This window comes from Pseudomonas sp. B21-053, from assembly GCF_026016365.1.
GTDB lineage: Bacteria > Pseudomonadota > Gammaproteobacteria > Pseudomonadales > Pseudomonadaceae > Aquipseudomonas > Aquipseudomonas nunensis.
The window spans coordinates 31,286-48,991 of record NZ_CP087205.1; the positions used below are offsets into that span (position 1 = coordinate 31,286).

Annotated in this window: 16 protein-coding genes; 11 read left to right on the forward strand and 5 right to left on the reverse strand. The window is 60.2% G+C overall.

All coding sequences use genetic code 11. From position 1 onward, the window contains the following. The first annotated feature begins 105 nt into the window (after window positions 1-105). The gene (locus LOY68_RS00145; protein ID WP_054617170.1) at window positions 106-1,056 is read left to right on the forward strand and encodes a choline sulfate utilization transcriptional regulator; all 951 of its coding nucleotides are present in this window, start codon (window positions 106-108) and stop codon (window positions 1,054-1,056) included. A gap of 128 nt (window positions 1,057-1,184) precedes the next feature. Here the strand turns inward: LOY68_RS00145 and LOY68_RS00150 are convergent, their stop codons facing one another. Next, window positions 1,185-1,850 carry an NAD(P)-dependent oxidoreductase gene (locus LOY68_RS00150; RefSeq protein WP_265042335.1) on the reverse strand — a complete coding sequence of 222 codons (666 nt, stop codon included), beginning with the start codon at window positions 1,848-1,850 and terminating at the stop codon, window positions 1,185-1,187. A gap of 83 nt (window positions 1,851-1,933) precedes the next feature. Here LOY68_RS00150 and LOY68_RS00155 point away from each other — a divergent pair, with 83 nt between their 5' ends. Then, window positions 1,934-2,260, forward strand: a complete 327-nt coding sequence (locus LOY68_RS00155; RefSeq protein ID WP_265042337.1) for a DOPA 4,5-dioxygenase family protein — start codon at window positions 1,934-1,936, stop codon at window positions 2,258-2,260. On the opposite strand, the gene LOY68_RS00160 is transcribed toward LOY68_RS00155, so the two are convergent. Continuing rightward, window positions 2,261-2,662: a GFA family protein gene (locus LOY68_RS00160; RefSeq protein ID WP_265042339.1), complete on the reverse strand. Its 402-nt coding sequence runs from the start codon at window positions 2,660-2,662 to the stop codon at window positions 2,261-2,263. A gap of 403 nt (window positions 2,663-3,065) precedes the next feature. Here LOY68_RS00160 and LOY68_RS00165 point away from each other — a divergent pair, with 403 nt between their 5' ends. The 9 genes from LOY68_RS00165 to LOY68_RS00205 all read left to right on the forward strand — a co-directional run bounded on the left by LOY68_RS00165 (window position 3,066) and on the right by LOY68_RS00205 (window position 13,589). Further along, window positions 3,066-4,373, forward strand: a complete 1,308-nt coding sequence (locus LOY68_RS00165) for a CitMHS family transporter (protein WP_163910507.1) — start codon at window positions 3,066-3,068, stop codon at window positions 4,371-4,373. Window positions 4,374-4,457: 84 nt separating this feature from the next. Then, on the forward strand, window positions 4,458-5,225 hold the full coding sequence (locus LOY68_RS00170; protein WP_163910506.1) for a TerC family protein: 768 nt from the start codon (window positions 4,458-4,460) through the stop codon (window positions 5,223-5,225). Window positions 5,226-5,531: 306 nt separating this feature from the next. Continuing rightward, window positions 5,532-7,190: a Na/Pi cotransporter family protein gene (locus LOY68_RS00175; protein WP_265042342.1), complete on the forward strand. Its 1,659-nt coding sequence runs from the start codon at window positions 5,532-5,534 to the stop codon at window positions 7,188-7,190. A 166-nt stretch (window positions 7,191-7,356) separates the two neighbouring features. Next, a complete protein-coding gene (locus tag LOY68_RS00180) occupies window positions 7,357-8,745 on the forward strand; it encodes a M16 family metallopeptidase (RefSeq protein WP_265042344.1) in 1,389 nt (462 codons plus the stop codon). Between the two features lie 249 nt (window positions 8,746-8,994). Next, window positions 8,995-10,023, forward strand: coding sequence for a DUF5924 family protein (locus LOY68_RS00185; protein WP_054048048.1), 1,029 nt, complete (start codon window positions 8,995-8,997; stop codon window positions 10,021-10,023). A gap of 54 nt (window positions 10,024-10,077) precedes the next feature. Continuing rightward, window positions 10,078-11,226, forward strand: a complete 1,149-nt coding sequence (locus LOY68_RS00190; protein WP_163910502.1) for an ABC transporter permease — start codon at window positions 10,078-10,080, stop codon at window positions 11,224-11,226. Beyond that, a complete protein-coding gene (locus LOY68_RS00195; protein ID WP_054048044.1) occupies window positions 11,223-12,026 on the forward strand; it encodes an ABC transporter ATP-binding protein in 804 nt (267 codons plus the stop codon). The genes LOY68_RS00190 and LOY68_RS00195 overlap by 4 nt, the downstream gene beginning before the upstream one ends. Window position 12,027: 1 nt before the next feature. Continuing rightward, on the forward strand, window positions 12,028-12,966 hold the full coding sequence (locus LOY68_RS00200; RefSeq protein WP_163910501.1) for an MlaD family protein: 939 nt from the start codon (window positions 12,028-12,030) through the stop codon (window positions 12,964-12,966). After that, entirely contained in the window at window positions 12,963-13,589 is a 627-nt protein-coding gene (locus LOY68_RS00205) for an ABC-type transport auxiliary lipoprotein family protein (RefSeq protein ID WP_265042347.1), read from the forward strand. Before LOY68_RS00200 ends, LOY68_RS00205 begins: the two co-directional genes overlap by 4 nt. Before the next feature lie 137 nt (window positions 13,590-13,726). Here the strand turns inward: LOY68_RS00205 and LOY68_RS00215 are convergent, their stop codons facing one another. The 3 genes from LOY68_RS00215 to LOY68_RS00225 form a co-directional block, all read right to left on the reverse strand. Further along, the gene (locus LOY68_RS00215; RefSeq protein WP_265042349.1) at window positions 13,727-14,956 is read right to left on the reverse strand and encodes a nucleoside recognition domain-containing protein; all 1,230 of its coding nucleotides are present in this window, start codon (window positions 14,954-14,956) and stop codon (window positions 13,727-13,729) included. 250 nt (window positions 14,957-15,206) lie between these two features. After that, the gene (gltP, locus tag LOY68_RS00220) at window positions 15,207-16,538 is read right to left on the reverse strand and encodes a glutamate/aspartate:proton symporter GltP (RefSeq protein ID WP_054048036.1); all 1,332 of its coding nucleotides are present in this window, start codon (window positions 16,536-16,538) and stop codon (window positions 15,207-15,209) included. Window positions 16,539-17,240: 702 nt separating this feature from the next. Beyond that, window positions 17,241-17,705: an inhibitor of vertebrate lysozyme family protein gene (locus LOY68_RS00225; RefSeq protein WP_163910499.1), complete on the reverse strand. Its 465-nt coding sequence runs from the start codon at window positions 17,703-17,705 to the stop codon at window positions 17,241-17,243. Window position 17,706 lies beyond the last annotated feature (1 nt).

Genomic DNA, 17,706 nt, shown 5'->3' on the forward strand with positions numbered 1-17,706 from the left:
GCATTCCATAGTGAATATTTATGCGAGAGTGCTGCGACCGAGCATGTAGGCCATGCTCTTTGTGGTAAAGCCCACGCAAGGCAATGACTAGGATAAGCACAGCTTATGTATGACGCCCTCGGTGATTTGTCCCTCGATTTGCTGCGCGCCTTTGAATCGGCGGCGCGTCAGCACAGCTTCACTGCCGCTGCGGTAGAGCTGGGGACCACGCAACCGGCGATCAGCCAGCAGATCAAACGACTGGAGGAACAACTCGGCACGCGGTTGTTTGATCGGATCTATCGCGGCATCGAACTGACCGAGACCGGGATGATCCTTTTCGAGCAGGTTCAGCTCGGTTTACAGAATATCGACGCAGGATTGACTGCGATCAGCGCACAGCAATCCCACGAGGTGCTGCAAGTCGCCACCGATTTCGCCTTCGCCGCGTATTGGTTGATGCCGCGCCTGCACCGCTTTCATGAAGCCAATCCGCAGGTGGATGTCAGCCTGGTCACCAGTGAACGCAATCACAACATGCTGCGCACGGATATCGATGTAGCGATCCTGTTTGGCGATGGGCGCTTTAAACAAGGCGAAAGCCACTGGCTGTTCAGCGAAGAAGTGTTCCCGGTGTGCAGTCCGCTGTTATTGAAGGATCGCGCCCTGCCCTTGCCGGTTCAGGCCCTGCTCGATTTGCCGCTGCTGCACCTGCGCGGTGAAAACAGCAGCAACTGGTTCGACTGGAGCGGTGTGTTCCGGGAATTGGGGATCACTTCGGCACCCGCGCCGGGGCAACTGCGGTTCGACAATTACACGTTGTTGATCCAGGCCGCGATTGGCGGTCAGGGCGTGGCCATCGGTTGGCGGCACCTTGTAGATGACTTGCTGGCCCAGGGATTGTTGTGTCGGCCGATTGCCGACACGGTGATTTCTCGGTTGGGTTATTACGTGGTGCTGCCCCAGCGCAAACGCCGTGGCGTGTTGATTCAACAGTTTGTGGACTGGCTGATGGAGGAGCAGGCCAGCAGTGCGCAATCGTTGACCGGTCTGCCCTTCCCTTCTATTGCGGTTTGAAAGCAAAAGATCGCAGCCTTCGGCAGCTCCTACGGGATCGTGTACGGCAAACAACCGACGTCAACGCGAAATTCGAGTTGGAAAGTCGACGCGGACCCCATGTAGGAGCTGCCGAAGGCTGCGATCTTTTACGGTTCCGAAGCAGCCACAAAATTCACATGCTCACCGAGATGCAGATTCAAACGCAGCTCATCGGCAATCCCGACGGCGACCCGGTTCAACCGCTCAAGCGGCTCGGCCAATCCCGTCTCCAGGCTGCTGCTGACCTGACTGAAATGCTCGATGGTCAACCCGGCAACCCCACGTGGGGCGTCCACCAACGTCCATTGCAGCCCGCTGCTTTGCAAGGCGTCGAGAATTTCTTCGGCGGCGTGGTGCTGAAGGTCATCCTCCACCTCCGGCTCGTCCAGCTCCTCAAAATGCCCCACCACAAACAAGCGGCTAATTCGCGCGGCTTGCATGCCGTCGATCAATGCATCCACCGCCAACACTTGCTCGACCGGGCCGGGCACGATGGTTTTTTCCACATGTTCACTGTTGAGCGGCAGCCCTGGTGCGTCTAGTAAACAGATGACCGCCGAAGCACCGGCCACGCTTTGCTTGACCCGTTCGGCGTCGAACAGGTCGCCGTTTTTGGTGCGCAGGCCCGGTCGTGGCGCCAGCGCCGTCAGGTCATCGAGAATCGCGATCACTTCATGCTGACGCCGCAGCATTTCAGCCATCAGCGCACTGCCCAGGCTACTCATGGCACCATAGAGCACCACTTTCACCACAGGGGTTTCGGCATTTTTCATGGCTGAGTTCCTTATTTCCTACGTATATGGCGTGTGACCTGTAGGAAACGGTGAGGGTTCGACCGGGATTTCGAGAGGTTCAAATGCAACAGATCACTGGCTACCACGCCCACGTCTATTTCGACGCCAGCACCATCGACCAGGCACGGGCCTTGTGTGAGCAGGCGGCCAAGGTATTCCCGCTGAAGATGGGCCGCGTGCACGAACGCCCGGTCGGTCCGCACCCGGACTGGAGCTGCCAACTCGCATTCGGGCCGGAACTCATCGGCGAAGTGCTGCCGTGGCTGGTGCTCAATCGCAGCGGCCTGGTGGTGTTCCTGCACCCGGACACCGGCGATGACCTGCTCGACCACACCGAGCACGCGGTGTGGATGGGCGCGATCCGGCCGCTGAACCTGTCTATTTTCTGATCAGATGCTTTCCTCGGCTTCACCGGGCAAATGTTCGTCCAGGTGCAGCCAGGGCAAGCGGCTGTCGGTCCAGATGTGCCGGTCGGCCGAGGCGCTTTCAGGGTTATCGAGCGTGGCGATGGTCAGGTCGATGCTCTCGGGGCTGAGCTGGGTTATCAGCGCAACCTGCGCCCCACAGGTCGGGCAGAAATATCGCGCGCAGTGTTCAGAAGAGTCGTACCGCGCGGGTATTCCGCCCAGCCATTCAAAGCGTGAGGCGGGCACGGTGATCCAGGTGGTCACGATCCCGCCACTGACCCGTCGGCAAATCGAGCAATGGCAGTGGGCGATGTCGTGCAGCGGCCCGCTGAATTGATAGCGCAGATGGCCGCAATGACAGCCGCCTGTATGGATATCGCCCATGTGTTCACTCCTCATCAATGTTCACCGCTTCGCGAGCAGGCTCGCTCCCACATTGGAATGCGTACCCCTGTGGGAGCGAGCCTGCTCGCGAATGCTTCAACCCGGTTTATCTTCCATCCCTCGTCCGACGACCGGTCGCACACCCGGTCAATGCTTTCAGCAACGAAAGCTTGATGAAAGCTTTGCCCATTAGGATCGCCCCCACTACCGGCAACAGACCGGTTGGCCAATGCCTGTGTTTTATCGCTGGCACGGTCCAATTAACAACAACAATGGTGATTCTGATGTCCTCTGCTACCCGCCGCTTTGCTGCAACTCCGCCCGTACGCCTCGTGCTTCCCGTTCTGCGCTGACCCCACCCGGTTCGCCCATTCCCTAGCCGCGCTACGCCTGGAGTATTCCCATGCTGACTTTCCTTGGCTTCGCCATGGTCATCACGTTCATGTTCCTGATCATGACCAAGCGCCTGTCCGCGCTGATCGCTTTGATCATTATTCCAATCATCTTTGCCCTGTTCGGCGGTTTTGCACCGAAGATCGGCCCAATGATGCTCGAAGGCATCACCAAGCTTGCGCCGACCGGCGTGATGCTGATGTTCGCCATTCTGTACTTCGCCCTGATGATCGACTCCGGCCTGTTCGACCCGGCCGTGCGCAAGATTCTCAAACTGGTCAAGGGCGACCCGTTGAAAGTTTCGGTCGGCACCGCCGTTCTGGCGCTCGTTGTCTCCCTCGATGGTGACGGCGCGACCACTTATATGATCTGCGTGGCCGCCATGCTGCCGCTCTACAGCCGCATCGGCATGAGCCCGCGAATCATGGCTGGCCTGATCATCCTCGCCGGCGGCGTGATGAACATGACCCCGTGGGGCGGCCCGACGGCCCGTGCCGCGAGTGCGCTGCACGTGGACCCGTCCGACATTTTCGTGCCGATGATTCCGGCAATGCTGGCCGGCGTGGTGGCGATCCTGGCGATTGCCTACTTCTACGGTAAGCGCGAGCGTGCTCGCCTGGGTGAATTGCACCTGGCTGGCGACGAAGTGGACCACAGCGAAATCAGCGTTTCGCAGTTCCCGGATGCCCGTCGTCCGAAGCTGATCTGGTTCAACGGCGCGTTGACCATTGCCCTGATGTGCACCCTGATCGCCGGCCTGTTGCCGCTGCCTGTGTTGTTCATGGTGGCGTTCAGTATCGCGATGATCGTCAACTATCCTTGCCTGCAACAGCAGAAGGATCGCGTGGCGGCTCACGCCGGTAGCGTGCTGGCAGTGGTCGGTTTGATCTTCGCGGCGGGTATCTTCACCGGTATCCTGTCGGGCACCGGCATGGTCGATGCGATGTCGAAAAGCCTGCTGGCGGTGATCCCGGATTTCCTCGGCCCGTACCTGGCCGTGATTACGGCGTTGGTGAGCATGCCGTTCACCTTCTTCATGTCGAACGATGCATTTTATTACGGCGTGTTACCGGTACTTGCCGAAGCCGCCAGTCACTACGGTATAACCGCCGTAGAGATGGCACGTGCCTCGATCGTCGGTCAGCCCGTCCACTTGCTGAGCCCGCTGGTTCCATCGACCTACCTGTTGGTGGCCCTGGCCGGTATCGAATTTGGTGATCACCAGCGCTTTACCCTCAAGTGGGCTGTGCTGGTGTGCATATGCATACTGGTTGCAGCGTTGCTGATGGGGATCTTCCCGGTATTCAGCACGCTGTAAGCCCAAGACTCACCATGGCGGGTCCAGGCTTTGCAGATGAAGCCCGGGCCCTTTGTGGTTTAACACTCGCTCAAAGGAAAAAAAATGGAATGGCTGACCAACCCTGAAATCTGGGTTGCCTTCTTCACCCTGACTGCCCTGGAGATCGTCCTGGGCATCGATAACATCATCATGATCTCGATCCTGGTCAGCCGTATGCCCAAGCATATGCAGGCGCGTACCCGGATTTTCGGCCTGGCGCTGGCCATGGTCACGCGGATCCTGTTGCTGCTGTCGATCACTTGGGTCATGCGCCTGACTGCCGACCTGTTCGAAGTGTTCGGCCAGGGGATTTCCGGGCGTGACCTGATTCTGTTCTTCGGTGGTCTGTTCCTGCTGTGGAAGAGCTCGCAAGAGATGTACCACGCGCTGGAAGGCGAAGACGAAACCGGCGAAGAGCCGGGTGGCAAGGGCGGCAACTTCCTCTACACGATCATCCAGATCGCGATCATCGACATCGTGTTCTCGCTGGACTCGGTGATCACCGCCGTCGGCATGGTGTCCCACGTACCGGTCATGGTCGCGGCGATCATCGTCGCCGTACTGGTGATGATGTGGGCGTCGGGCACCATCAGCGAATTCATCGACAAGCACCCGTCGCTGAAGATGCTGGCGCTGTCGTTCCTGTTGATCGTTGGTACGGTGCTGATTGCCGAATCCTTCGATGTGCACGTGCCAAAAGGCTACGTCTACTTCGCCATGGCATTCTCGCTGGCGGTGGAAGCGATCAACATCAAGATGCGCACCGCGATCGCGAAAAAGAAAAAACAGCAGGACCCGGTGAAACTGCGCAAGGACATTCCTGGGCAGTAAACCGATTGCTGTAGCCCTGCAAACCCTGTGGGAGCGGGCTTGCTCGCGAAGGCGGAATATCAGTCGACATCAATGTTGCCTGATACGACGCTTTCGCGAGCAAGCCCGCTCCCACATTTGTTTTGCGGTGCTTTTTCTCAATCGAATCAAGCTGTTTTTATGACAGTTTTGTTTCAATCACTTCTTTAGCTATGCGATGCTGGCGCCCAGACCGTTAGCCAACTACAGCTTAAGTACAGAACGTAGAACGTCGCGCGGTACCGTCAACTTGTCCCTTTGGGACGCTACCACCACAGGGGGCCCAGCATGCTGACCCTGCTCAATTTGCTATCTGCCGTGACCTTGCTGATCTGGGGCACGCACATCGTCCGAACCGGCATCCTGCGGGTCTACGGTTCCAACCTGCGCCATGTGATTGGCCAGAACATGTCCAAGCGTGGCTTGGCGTTCATCGCCGGCATCGTCGTGACCGCCATGGTCCAGAGCAGCAACGCCACGGCGATGCTCGTCACTTCCTTCGTCGGTCAGGGCCTGATGGCGCTGACCCCGGCCCTGGCAACCATGCTCGGCGCCGATGTCGGTACGGCGCTGATGGCGCGGGTGCTGACGTTTGACCTGTCATGGCTGTCGCCGCTGCTGATCTTTCTCGGGGTGATTTTCTTCCTGTCGCGCAAACAGACGCGGGTCGGGCAGATGGGCCGGGTGGCGATCGGCCTGGGGCTGATCATCCTGGCGCTGCAACTGATCGTCGAAGCCGCCGCACCGATCACCCACGCCCAGGGAGTGAAGGTGATCTTCGCCTCCCTGACCGGCGACATCCTGCTCGATGCGCTGATTGGCGCGCTGTTCGCGATGATTTCCTACTCCAGCCTGGCGGCCGTGCTGCTGACCGCGACCCTGGCCGGTGCCGGTGTGATCAGTCTGCCGGTCGCCATTGGCCTGGTGATCGGCGCCAATATCGGCAGCGGTGTGCTGGCGTTCATGAGCACCAGCATGCAAAACGCGGCCGGCCGCCAAGTGGCGCTGGGCAGCCTGTTGTATAAGCTGATCGGCTTGCTGCTGATCATCCCGGTGCTCGACCCGCTGGTGCACTGGATCGACAGCCTGGACTTCAGCTCGCAGGAAATGGTCATCGGCTTCCACCTGCTCTACAACACCGCGCGCTGCCTGATCCTGCTGCCCAGCGTCGGACCGATGGCCAGGCTTTGCGCGTGGCTGTTGCCGGAACGCCCGGAACTCAACGGCATGGCCAAGCCTCGGCACCTCGATCCGACAGCGCTGGTCACCCCCAGCCTGGCGCTGGCCAATGCCGCCCGGGAAACCCTGCGCATCGGCGACCTGATCGACAACATGCTCGAAGCCATGCTCGACGTGCTGCGCGGCAAACAGACCGCCGTAACCCAGGAAATGCGCCGCCTGACCGATGATGTCGAGGCGCTGTACAGCGCGATCAAGCTCTATCTGGCGCAGATGCCCCGCGAAGACCTCAGTGATCAGGACAGCCGCCGTTGGGCGGAAATCATCGAACTGGCGATCAACCTCAAACTCGCCAGCGACCTGATCGAACGCATGCTGCGCAAGGTCCAGCAGCAGAAGACCTCGCAACGCCGATCGTTTTCCGAGGTGGGCCTTGAAGAACTGGCGGGGCTGCACAGTCAGTTGATTTCCAACCTGCGCCTGGGGTTGTCGGTATTCCTCAGCAGCGACCCGGAAAGTGCGCGTCAGTTGCTGCGTGAGAAACGTCGCTTTCGCGCACAGGAACGCCGCTTGGCCCATGCTCATGTCAGCCGATTGCAACGTAAGATCGTGCAAAGTATCGAAACCAGTTCGCTGCACCTGGAGCTGATTGCCGACATGAAACGCCTGAATTCGCTGTTTTGCAGCAGCGCCTACGCAGTCCTGGAAACCGCCGACACCGGGGCGCTGGCGGCTGACGATTTGGCGGACATCACACATTCGCCTTGAACGTCTGGGGTTGTGGCCAGTCAGTAACAGTGGTTCAGCTTGAAGGTTTCTTCGCGAGCAGGCTCGCTCCCACAGAGGAATGCAGTTCATTTGTGGGAGCGAGCCTGCTCGCGAAGAGGCCCTGACTGACGGTACGGATCTCCGATTGGTTGCCTGGAAGCTCGTTATGCGTTGTCTGTTATTCGCCTGTCTGTTGCTCGGTTCATTTCCTTCGTTTGCCCTGGATCGTTTCCAGGTCGAAGGCTATGCGCTGCCCAACGGTCTGCAATTGATGCTCAAGCCCGGCACCGATCGCGGGCACGTGGCGATTCGCCTGGTGGTTGGCGTCGGTTTCGATGACTTCAAATGCGCTGACAAAGAGCTGCCACACCTGCTCGAACACTTGCTGTTCAGCGGCATCGACGCCAGCGGCGAAGGTGGTCTGGAGGAACGCATGCAGGCGCTGGGCGGTGAATGGAACGCCTACACCAGCAACGCCGACACCACGTTCGTCATCGAAGCCCCGGCGAAAAACCAGCGCAAGGTCCTCGACCTGCTGCTGGCGCTGCTGACCCAGACCCGCATCGACGACAACGCGATCAACGCCGCCAAGCAAGTGGTCGAGCGCGAAGACGGCGGTCACTACTCGCACTTGCAGCGCTGGATGGATCGTCAGGACCTGGGCCACACCGCCAGTAATCAACTTGCCGTGGAACTGGGCCTCAAATGCCCCGAGCGTGCGGAAGTCGGTCACCTGACCAGCGAGCAACTGGAGACGGTGCGCAAGGCTTGGTACGCGCCGAATAACATGACCCTGATCGTGGTCGGCGACCTCGACAAGCTGCTGCCGGCCTATCTGGAACGGGCTTATGGCGCGCTTGAAGCGGTCGATCCCACCGACCATTTGCCGCTGCCGGAAATCAACGCCAGCGCCGCCCATGAACGCAGCCTGATTCACGGGTTTGTCGGTGGCGGCGCGAAATTGCACTGGCTGGTCCCGGAACCGGTGCTGGAAGACATACCGGACCAGACTTTCGACCTGCTCAAGGATTATCTGGATTGGGCGCTGTATCGGCAGATGCGCTTGGCCCATGGTTTGTCCTATGGCCCTTGGGCTGAGCGCGAGTTATTCGGTAGCGTCGGTTTCATGAGCCTGAATGCCGACCTTGAGCGCGAAAACGTCGCCGAAGCCGAGCAAGTGCTGGAGGACATGAAAGCCGAGTTGCTCAAGAATGGCCTCGATGTCGAGACCTTTGACCGCCTCAAGCAAGCCGCCATCGCCCGTCAGTCGTGGGCCGTTCAAGGTAACAGCGCCTTGGCCGATTATTATTGGGGTGCCCTGGGCGATTATGAGGACGGTCGCTTCACCGACCCGGCCAAGGAACTGCAAGGCGTAACCCTGGAAGAAGCGAACAAGGCCATGCGCGAGTTGCTGCTGCAGCCGGGGTATTTGCGGATCGAGAAGCCGTTGATCAGTGATGACCAGTTGTTGTGGGCGATTGCTGGGGTATTTGGGTTGATGCTTCTTGGGTTGCTCGCCTGGCGTGTTCACCACCGGGCACAGCGACCTGTGTAGCAGCTGGCGAAGCCTGCGTTCGGCTGCGAAGCAGTCGCGAGATCAGGCGACGCGGTGATTCAGGAAGATTGCGTGCTAAGGTTTTACGACTGCTTCGCAGCCGAACGCAGCCTCGTGCCTCGGCAGCTGCTACATGAGTCAAACGCAGCTGCTACATGAGTACATGAGTCGAACGCAGTTCTCTCGCCACACGGACTCGCCAGCGCTACCCTGTCGAGGATTTTTCCTACGATTAGTGTGAACCGCCGAATGCCTAACCTGCCCCTCATCGTCCAGCGCGTCCTCGAATTGATGAAGCGCTATCCCGGGGTGATTGCGCTCGGTGGTTTTGTCTCGGGTGTCGGCAGCTTCATGCTGGTGGATCGCCAACAGGGCCTGGCGACGTGGATCACTACCATCATGCTGATCAGTTGGGTCTGGCTGATGCTGGAAAACAGCCTGACGCAGCTGTTCACTCGGGTGTTCAAACGCGAAATCCCCCAGCCGTTGCTGCGTTATGCGACGCAGATGATTCACCAGGAAAGCCTGTTTTTCGTCCTGCCGTTTTTCTTCATCACCACCACCTGGAACAGCGGCCAACTGTTTTTCACCGGGTTGTTGAGCATCGCGGCGCTGATTTCCATCACCGACCCGCTCTACTACAAATGGCTGGCGCCACGGCGCTGGGCGTTTCTGGCGTTGCACACCCTGACCCTGTTCGCCGCCCTGCTCACCGCCCTGCCCGTCATCCTGCACCTGACCACGTCCCAGAGCTTCAAACTGGCCCTGGGCATCTCGGTGTTGTTGTCGTTCCCGAGCCTGGCGTCGATCTTCCCGATACGCACCGTGCGCAACGCCTTGGCGATTCTCAGTATCACGCTGGGCATTGGCGCCCTCGGTTGGGTCCTGCGTTCGTGGGTGCCGCCGGCCACGCTGTGGATGACCGACGTGGCCATTAGCACTGAAATGCAGGACCGCACTCCCGGCGACAGCCTGGATGAAGTCAGTGCCGAGCAGATTCGCGGCGGAGGGCTCTACGCCTACACCGCGATCAACGCGCCGCGCGGTCTGGATGAGCGGATTTACCACGTCTGGCAGTTCAACGGCCAGGAAGTCGACCGCATCCCGCTGGATATCCATGGCGGGCGCAAGGAAGGCTACCGGGCCTGGACCCACAAGCAGAACTTCCCCGGCAACCCGGCGGGTAAATGGCAGGTCCGCGTGTTGACCGAAGACGGCCAGGTGATCGGCGTGCTGCGCTTCGTGGTCAAGGACAGCACACCGACCAAAGAAAAGTAATGCGGTTCGTGCTATTACGTAGCTCTGCGTAACAGCCGAACAAGCACGGAGCTTATGACCAGCAACACATTGGCCGGTAATGCCCAGTTAGACACCTCGCACACCCCTGCACAATTGCGGGTCACGGGTGACTGGACGCTTGCCCATTACGCTGACCTCAAGCGCCTGGGCGACAAGCTTCGCGGCCAGTACGACGACAGCACCCACATCGATCTAAATGGCCTCGGTGCGCTCGACACCGCTGGCGCTTCGTTGCTCGTGGAGTTGCTCGGTTCCGAACGCCTCGGCCGCTCCGCCGAACACCCCGAATGCACCCTCTCCAACGCCGATCGCGCGTTGCTGCAAACCGTCTACTGCTCGCTGAGCGACTTCTGCGTCCCGCTCAAGGAGCCGGAGATCGGCGTCGGCATTCAATTGCTGACCCGCATCGGTCGTGCCGTTGACACAGTCTGGCAAGACACTCTGCAACTGTTGGGCTTCGTTGGCCTGATCCTCGAAACCATCGCCCGTGGGCTGTTCCGGCCCAAGCGCTGGCGCATCACGCCGATGGTCGCGCACATCGAACAGACTGGCCTCGACGCCGCGCCCATCGTTGCCTTGCTGACCTTTCTGGTGGGCGCGGTGGTGGCGTTTCTCGGGGCGACGGTGCTGGCAAGCTTCGGTGCGAGTATTTTCACCGTCGACCTGGTGGCGTTCTCGTTCCTGCGCGAATTCGGCGTGTTGCTCACCGCGATCCTGATGGCCGGGCGCACCGCGAGTGCATTCACCGCGCAGATCGGTTCGATGAAGGCCAACGAAGAAATCGACGCGATCCGCACCTTGGGCCTCGATCCGATGGAGCTGCTGGTGGTGCCGCGCGTCCTGGCGCTGCTGGTGGCGCTGCCGATGCTGACCTTTCTGGCGATGATCTCCGGGATCGTTGGTGGCGGCGTGGTGTGCGCGGTGTCGCTGGGGATTTCGCCGGCGATGTTCCTCTCGCTGCTGCAAACCGACATTGGCGTTCAGCATTTTCTGGTGGGGATCGTCAAAGCGCCGATCTTCGCGTTCCTGATCGCCGCCATCGGTTGCCTTGAAGGCTTCAAAGTCAGCGGCAGCGCTGAATCCGTTGGCGCCCACACCACGTCCAGCGTGGTCCAGTCGATTTTCGTGGTGATCGTGCTGGATGCCGTGGCCGCGCTGTTTTTCATGGAGATAGGCTGGTGAGTCGTCTACCCCGAGCGCCTTCCGAGGCGGTGATCGAAGTCCGTGGGCTGTGCAACCGGTTTGGAAGCCAGAGCGTGCACGAGAACCTCGACCTGGATTTGTACAAAGGCGAAATCCTCGCGGTGGTCGGCGGCTCCGGCAGCGGCAAATCGGTGTTGCTGCGCAGCATCGTCGGCTTGCGCCAGCCCAGCGAAGGCGTGGTGAAAGTCTTCGGCAAGAACCTGCCGACGCTCTCCGAGCATGAACGTTCGATGGTCGAACGGCGCTTTGGCGTGCTGTTCCAGAAAGGCGCGTTGTTCTCTTCACTGACCGTGACCGAGAACGTCGCCCTGCCCCTGATCGAACACGCCGGACTCAGCCGTGCAGACGCCGAGCACCTGGCGGCGGTGAAACTGGCGTTGGCCGGGCTGCCGTTGTCGGCGGCGGACAAATACCCCGCGTCCCTGTCCGGCGGCATGATCAAGCGTGCGGCGTTGGCCCGGGCGTTGGCGCTGGACCCGGACATCCTGTTCCTCGACGAACCCACCGCCGGCCTCGACCCGATTGGCGCCGCCGCTTTCGATCAACTGATCCTGACCCTGCGCGATGCCCTGGGCCTGAGCGTTTTCCTGGTGACCCACGACCTCGACACGCTCTACACCATCACCGACCGGGTGGCGGTGCTGGCGCAGAAAAAAGTGTTGGTGGCAGACGCCATCGACAAGGTGTCGGAAACCGACGATCCGTGGATTCACGAATACTTCCATGGCCCTCGCGGCCGCGCGGCGCTGACGGCCGCCCAACAGTTAAACGAGGTCTGACATGGAAACCCGAGCCCATCATGTATTGATCGGCCTGTTCACCGTGATTGTGGTGGCGGGCGCCCTGCTCTTCGGCTTGTGGCTGGCCAAGTCCAGCGTCGACACCGAGTTCAAGGATTACGAAATCGTCTTCAACGAGGCGGTCAGCGGTTTGTCCAAGGGCAGCGCCGTACAGTACAGCGGGATCAAGGTCGGCGATGTGGTCAGCCTGCGCCTGGACCCGAAAGACCCGCGCCGGGTACTGGCGCGGATTCGCCTCGGTGGCGACACGCCGATCAAGGAAGACACTGAAGCCAAACTGGCGCTGACCGGGATCACTGGCACCTCGATCATCCAGCTCAGTGGCGGTACGCCGCAAAGTCCCAAGCTGCGGGGCAAGGACGGCGAGTTGCCGACCATCATCGCCGCGCCCTCGCCTATCGCCCGGCTGCTGAATGACAGCAACGACCTGATGGCCGGCGTGAGCACGCTGATGCACAACGCCAATCAGATGTTTTCGGCGGACAACGTCGAGCGCATCAGCAAGACTCTTGAGCACTTGGAGCAAACCACCGGCACCATCGCCGAGCAGCGCGGCGATATCCGCCAGGCCATGCAGCAACTGGCCTCGATCGGTAAACAGGCCAGCGCCACCCTTGAGCAAACCACCGCGCTGATGCGCAATGCCAACGGTTTGCTCAACGATCAGGGCAAGCAGATGTTTGGCAGCGCCGGGCAGGCGATGAAGTCACTGGAACAGACCACCGCGACCATCGACAAACTGCTGACCACCAATCAGGACTCCCTCAACAGCGGCATGCAGGGCCTTAATGGCCTGGCGCCGGCGGTGCGTGAATTGCGCGACACCCTGAGTTCGCTGCGGGCGATTTCCCAGCGACTGGAAGCCAACCCCAGCGGTTACCTGCTGGGCAGCGACAAGAACAAGGAATTCACGCCATGAAGCTGATTCACCTCGCCCTCCTCGCCGGTTTTGCGCTGGTCAGCGCCTGCTCGATTTTGCCCAAGGCCGAGCCATCCGATGTCTATCGCTTACCCTCGACCCAGAGCGGCGCAGCGGCCAGCCGTGGCACGCCGCAGCATTGGTCGCTGCGCCTCGCCAAGCCTCAGGCCAGCGAAGCGTTGAACAGTCCGAAAATCGCGGTGATCCCGCAGGGTGATTTGATCAGCAGCTACAAAGCGTCGCGCTGGAGCGATCCGGCGCCGGTGTTGCTGCGTAACCGTCTGCTGGATGGTTTTCAGCGTGATGGTCGGGTGTCGTTGTTGAGCACCGATGACAGCAACTTCCAGGCGGATCTGGAGCTGGGCGGCAACCTGCAAGCGTTCCAGACCGAATATCAGGGCTCGAACGCGAGTGTGGTGGTGCGCCTGGATGCGTTGTTGGTGCGCGGTTATGACCAGCGAATCCTCGCCAGCCACCGCTTTGAAGTGCGCCAACCGCTGAGCGACGTGAAGGTGCCGTCGGTGGTGGCCGGGTTTGGCCAGGCCAGCGATCAATTGACCGCGCAGGTGGTGGCCTGGACGGTGGAACAAGGACAGAAAGTCGCCCCGCCACTCAGACCCTGAACCCAACACAAACCCCAATGTGGGAGCGAGCCTGCTCGCGAAGGCGCCGGTACATTCAACATCTTCATTGAATGACACACCGCTTTCGCGAGCAGGCTCGCTCCCACAGGATTCTTTGCTCCACAGTGGTTTTGTGGTTAACCAAAGAACCAGTAGCAAACCCCGATCGCACCAAGCACCCCGGCCAGTTCCGCCAGCAACGCACAGCCCACCGCATGTCGCGCCCGCTGGATCCCCACCGCGCCGAAGTACACCGCCAATACATAGAACGTGGTTTCGGTACTGCCCTGAATCGTCGCCGCCACCAGCGCCGGGAAGCTGTCGACCCCGGAAGTCTTCATGGTTTCGATCAGCATGGCGCGGGCGGCGCTGCCGGAGAATGGCTTGACCATCGCTGTCGGCAGCGCATCGACAAAGCGCGTGTCCCAACCGGCCCACTCCACCAGGTGCCGAATCCCGTCCAGGCCGAAGTCCAGCGCGCCGGACGCCCGCAGTACGCCCACCGCGCAGAGCATCGCCACCAGGTATGGCAGCAGATTCTTCGCCACGTCGAAGCCTTCTTTGGCGCCTTCGACAAACGCTTCGTAGACCTTCACTTTGCGCATCGCGCCAATGATCAGGAACACCATGATCAGCCCGAACAGCGTCAGGTTGCCGAGGATCGAGGACAGCCCGGCCAACGCCGTGGCTGAGAGCGTCGCCAGCAGCGCCATGAAGGCACCCAGTGCCAACGCACCGGGAATCAGATACGCAAGCACCACCGGGTCCCACAGGCGCAGGCGTTGCATGAATGCCACGGACAACAGGCCGACGATGGTCGAGCAACTGGTGGCGAGCAGGATTGGCAAGAACACCAGCGTCGGATCCGGCGCACCTTGCTGGGCGCGGTACATGAAGATCGTCACCGGCAGCAGGGTCAGGGACGAGGCGTTGAGCACCAGAAACAGGATTTGCGCGTTGCTGGCGATGGTGGCGCTGGGGTTGAGCTCTTGCAGCGCCTTCATGGCCTTGAGGCCGATCGGCGTCGCGGCGTTGTCCAGGCCCAGGCCGTTGGCGGCGAAGTTCAGGGTGATCAGGCCGATGGCCGGGTGCCCCGCCGGGACTTCAGGCATCAGGCGCAGGAACAACGGGCCCAGCGCCTTGGCCAGCCACTCGACGATCCCGGCCTTCTCGGCGATCCGCAGGAAGCCCAGCCACAGGGTCAGGGTGCCGAACAGCAGGACCATGACCTCCACCGACAGCTTGGCCATGGCGAAGATGCTTTCCACCATCGCTGCGAAGATCCCGGCATTGCCGCCGATCAGCCACTGCGCCATTGCCGACACGGCTGCCACGATGAAGAAGCCAAGCCACAGGCCATTGAGCATCAGTTAAATCCCCCGAAGAATGCGGCGAATGATAGCGGGGTCGCCAGAAACGACAAACCCCGGATTTCTCCGGGGTTTGTTTTGACGCTGCATCGCGCGGGCCGAACCCAATTCTATGGGCTGGCTTCAATCCACTGTGGGAGCGAGCCTGCTCGCGAAAGCGTCGGGTCAGTCAACTCAGGTGTTGAATGTGCCGGCCTCTTCGCGAGCAGGCTCGCTCCCACATAAAGCAGTCCCACAGGGTTATGCATCAGCCCTTGGAGATTTCACCGGCCGGCAATTTTTCCTTGCTGCGCCAGTGCGGCAGGGAGTTCCAGTAGCGCTCGCCCTTGGCGTCGTCGTACATGCCTTCCCAGCGGGAGATGACCAGTACGGCCAAGGCATTACCAATCACGTTCAGTGCGGTACGCGCCATGTCCATGATGCGGTCGACACCGGCGATGAACGCCAGGCCTTCCAGCGGAATACCCACGCTGCCCAAGGTGGCCAGCAGCACCACGAAGGACACGCCCGGTACGCCGGCGATGCCTTTGGAGGTGACCATCAGGGTCAGCACCAGCAGCAGTTGCTGGCTGATCGACAGGTCGATGCCGTAGAGCTGGGCAATGAAGATCGCCGCGATGCTCTGGTACAGGGTCGAACCGTCGAGGTTGAACGAGTAACCGGTCGGCACCACGAAGCTGCAAATGGCTTTCGGCGCGCCGTAGGCTTCCATCTTCTCGATCACGCGCGGCAGCACGGTTTCGGAACTGGCGGTGGAGTAAGCCAGCACCAGCTCATCCTTGAAGATGCGCATCAGCTTGATCACCGAGAAGCCGAACAGCTTGGCGATCAGGCCAAGCACCACGAAGGCGAAGAAAGCGATGGCGAAGTAAACCAGCACCACCAGTTTGGCCAGTGGCAGCAGCGAGGCAAAACCGAAGTTGGCCACGGTCACCGCGATCAGTGCGAACACGCCGATCGGGGCGTAGTTCATAATCATGTGGGTGACTTTGAACATGCTCTCGGAGACGCCCTGGAACATCTTCACCAGCGGCTCGCGCAGGTCCGATTGCAGGCTCGACAGACCGAGGCCGAACAATACGGAGAAGAAGATGATCGGCAGCATCTCGCCGCGGGCCATGGCCGCGAAGATGTTCGACGGGATCAGGTTGAGGATGGTTTCGATGAACGCGTGTTCATGTTGAACCTCGGCCGCCGTCGCCTGGTACTTGGAAATATCCACGGTACCCAGGGTGCTCATGTCGATGCCGGTGCCCGGATGGACCACGTTGGCCAGCACCAGACCGACCAGAATGGCGATGGTGGTGACGACTTCGAAGTAGAGAATGGTCTTCAGACCGATGCGCCCGAGCTTCTTCGCATCGCCGACGCCGGCAATACCGACCACCAGCGAGGAGATCACGATCGGGATCACGATCATCTTGATCAGACGGATAAAGATATCGCCCGCAGGTTGCAGGACGTTGCTGATCCACCAGGCTTTTTCGGCACTGAAATGGTTGAGCAGCGCACCGATTGCAATCCCCAATACCAGACCGATGAGGATCTGCCAGGCGAGGCTAAGCTTTGCCTTCTTCATATCATTACCCTTACTTCAGTTTGACTCGGGCAGATGCGCGAACTGGAACGCTCAGTGGCGGAAAAGTCTGTGCATCTGCCCCCGTATAAGGTGCCCCGCAAGCGCGTAATTACGGCTCTTCGGCAGGCGAAAAAAGGCGCAACTATTCCGATGCAAGGAAGCGACGTCTAATGCCGTAAACGCCTACCCTATGCCGAATCGGCATGAGCTTTTTCAAATGAAACTGGCGTCCCAACCGGTTCGAATACGACATTTCGGCAGGCATAAGTGCCGTGAACCGGCCATTTCAGAGCAGGTTGGTTGTTTTTTAAACAGTTGAATTCATGGCAAAACTTGGGAAAAAGCCCACGTTTGATAGCGAAAACTCCCGCGACGAAAGTCGGAGGTTTCTCGATATACGGTCGTGAAGAAACACCGCGAAACGGTTTTGCGGGGAATATGCAGCAGAAGGGAACAAGCGAAGTGCTCTAGATCAACGTTTTGCACGTTGAAGCTCTTCGCAAGTCCGTCGAGCCGCTGAGGGCCGGCGAACTTGCGTCGCAGCTTTACTGACCTGACCCGGCCCTTGCGCAAGCACTCCATGTGCCCGTAGGTCACTCCGACCCTGAAGCAGTCAAAGCGTCCCGACCCCTTGGTCATGCGCCTGCCTTCCTCGGGTGGCGCACTGGAGAGAAGCAAGGCTGCTCCTCTCGTGTTTCAAACTCAGTACCAGTTCGGATCTTTCTTGAGTTGTTCCATCAACAAGTCCTGCATGCCCTGATTCGGCTTCCCGAGGAAGCGGTAGTCGGCATGTCGCGTGGGTGATTTGTCGGCGGGCAAGCCCGCAGGCACTTCGACCAGCATCGCGTAGGCGTCCTTTTTGTCGAAACTGAATGCCACGATCAAGCGTTTGTTCAGGCATGACTGTTGTGCTTCGCACAGCGGCCCGACCAGATACTTGTCGCCATCCTCCTGGACAGCATTCATTTGTTCGGCATCGCCCGTGAGGTTCATCACCCATTCCGGCAGTCGTTCTTCCTTCTTCACGACTTTGGTCCAGGTTTCACGGTACTGCGGGTCAGAGTTCAGCAACTCGTTGGCCCGCGTCTGGCCATCATTGGCCGCCATCGCCATGGCACTACCGCCCAGAAGCAGGGCGGCTGCCAGTGTCTTAAACAGAACGCTCATA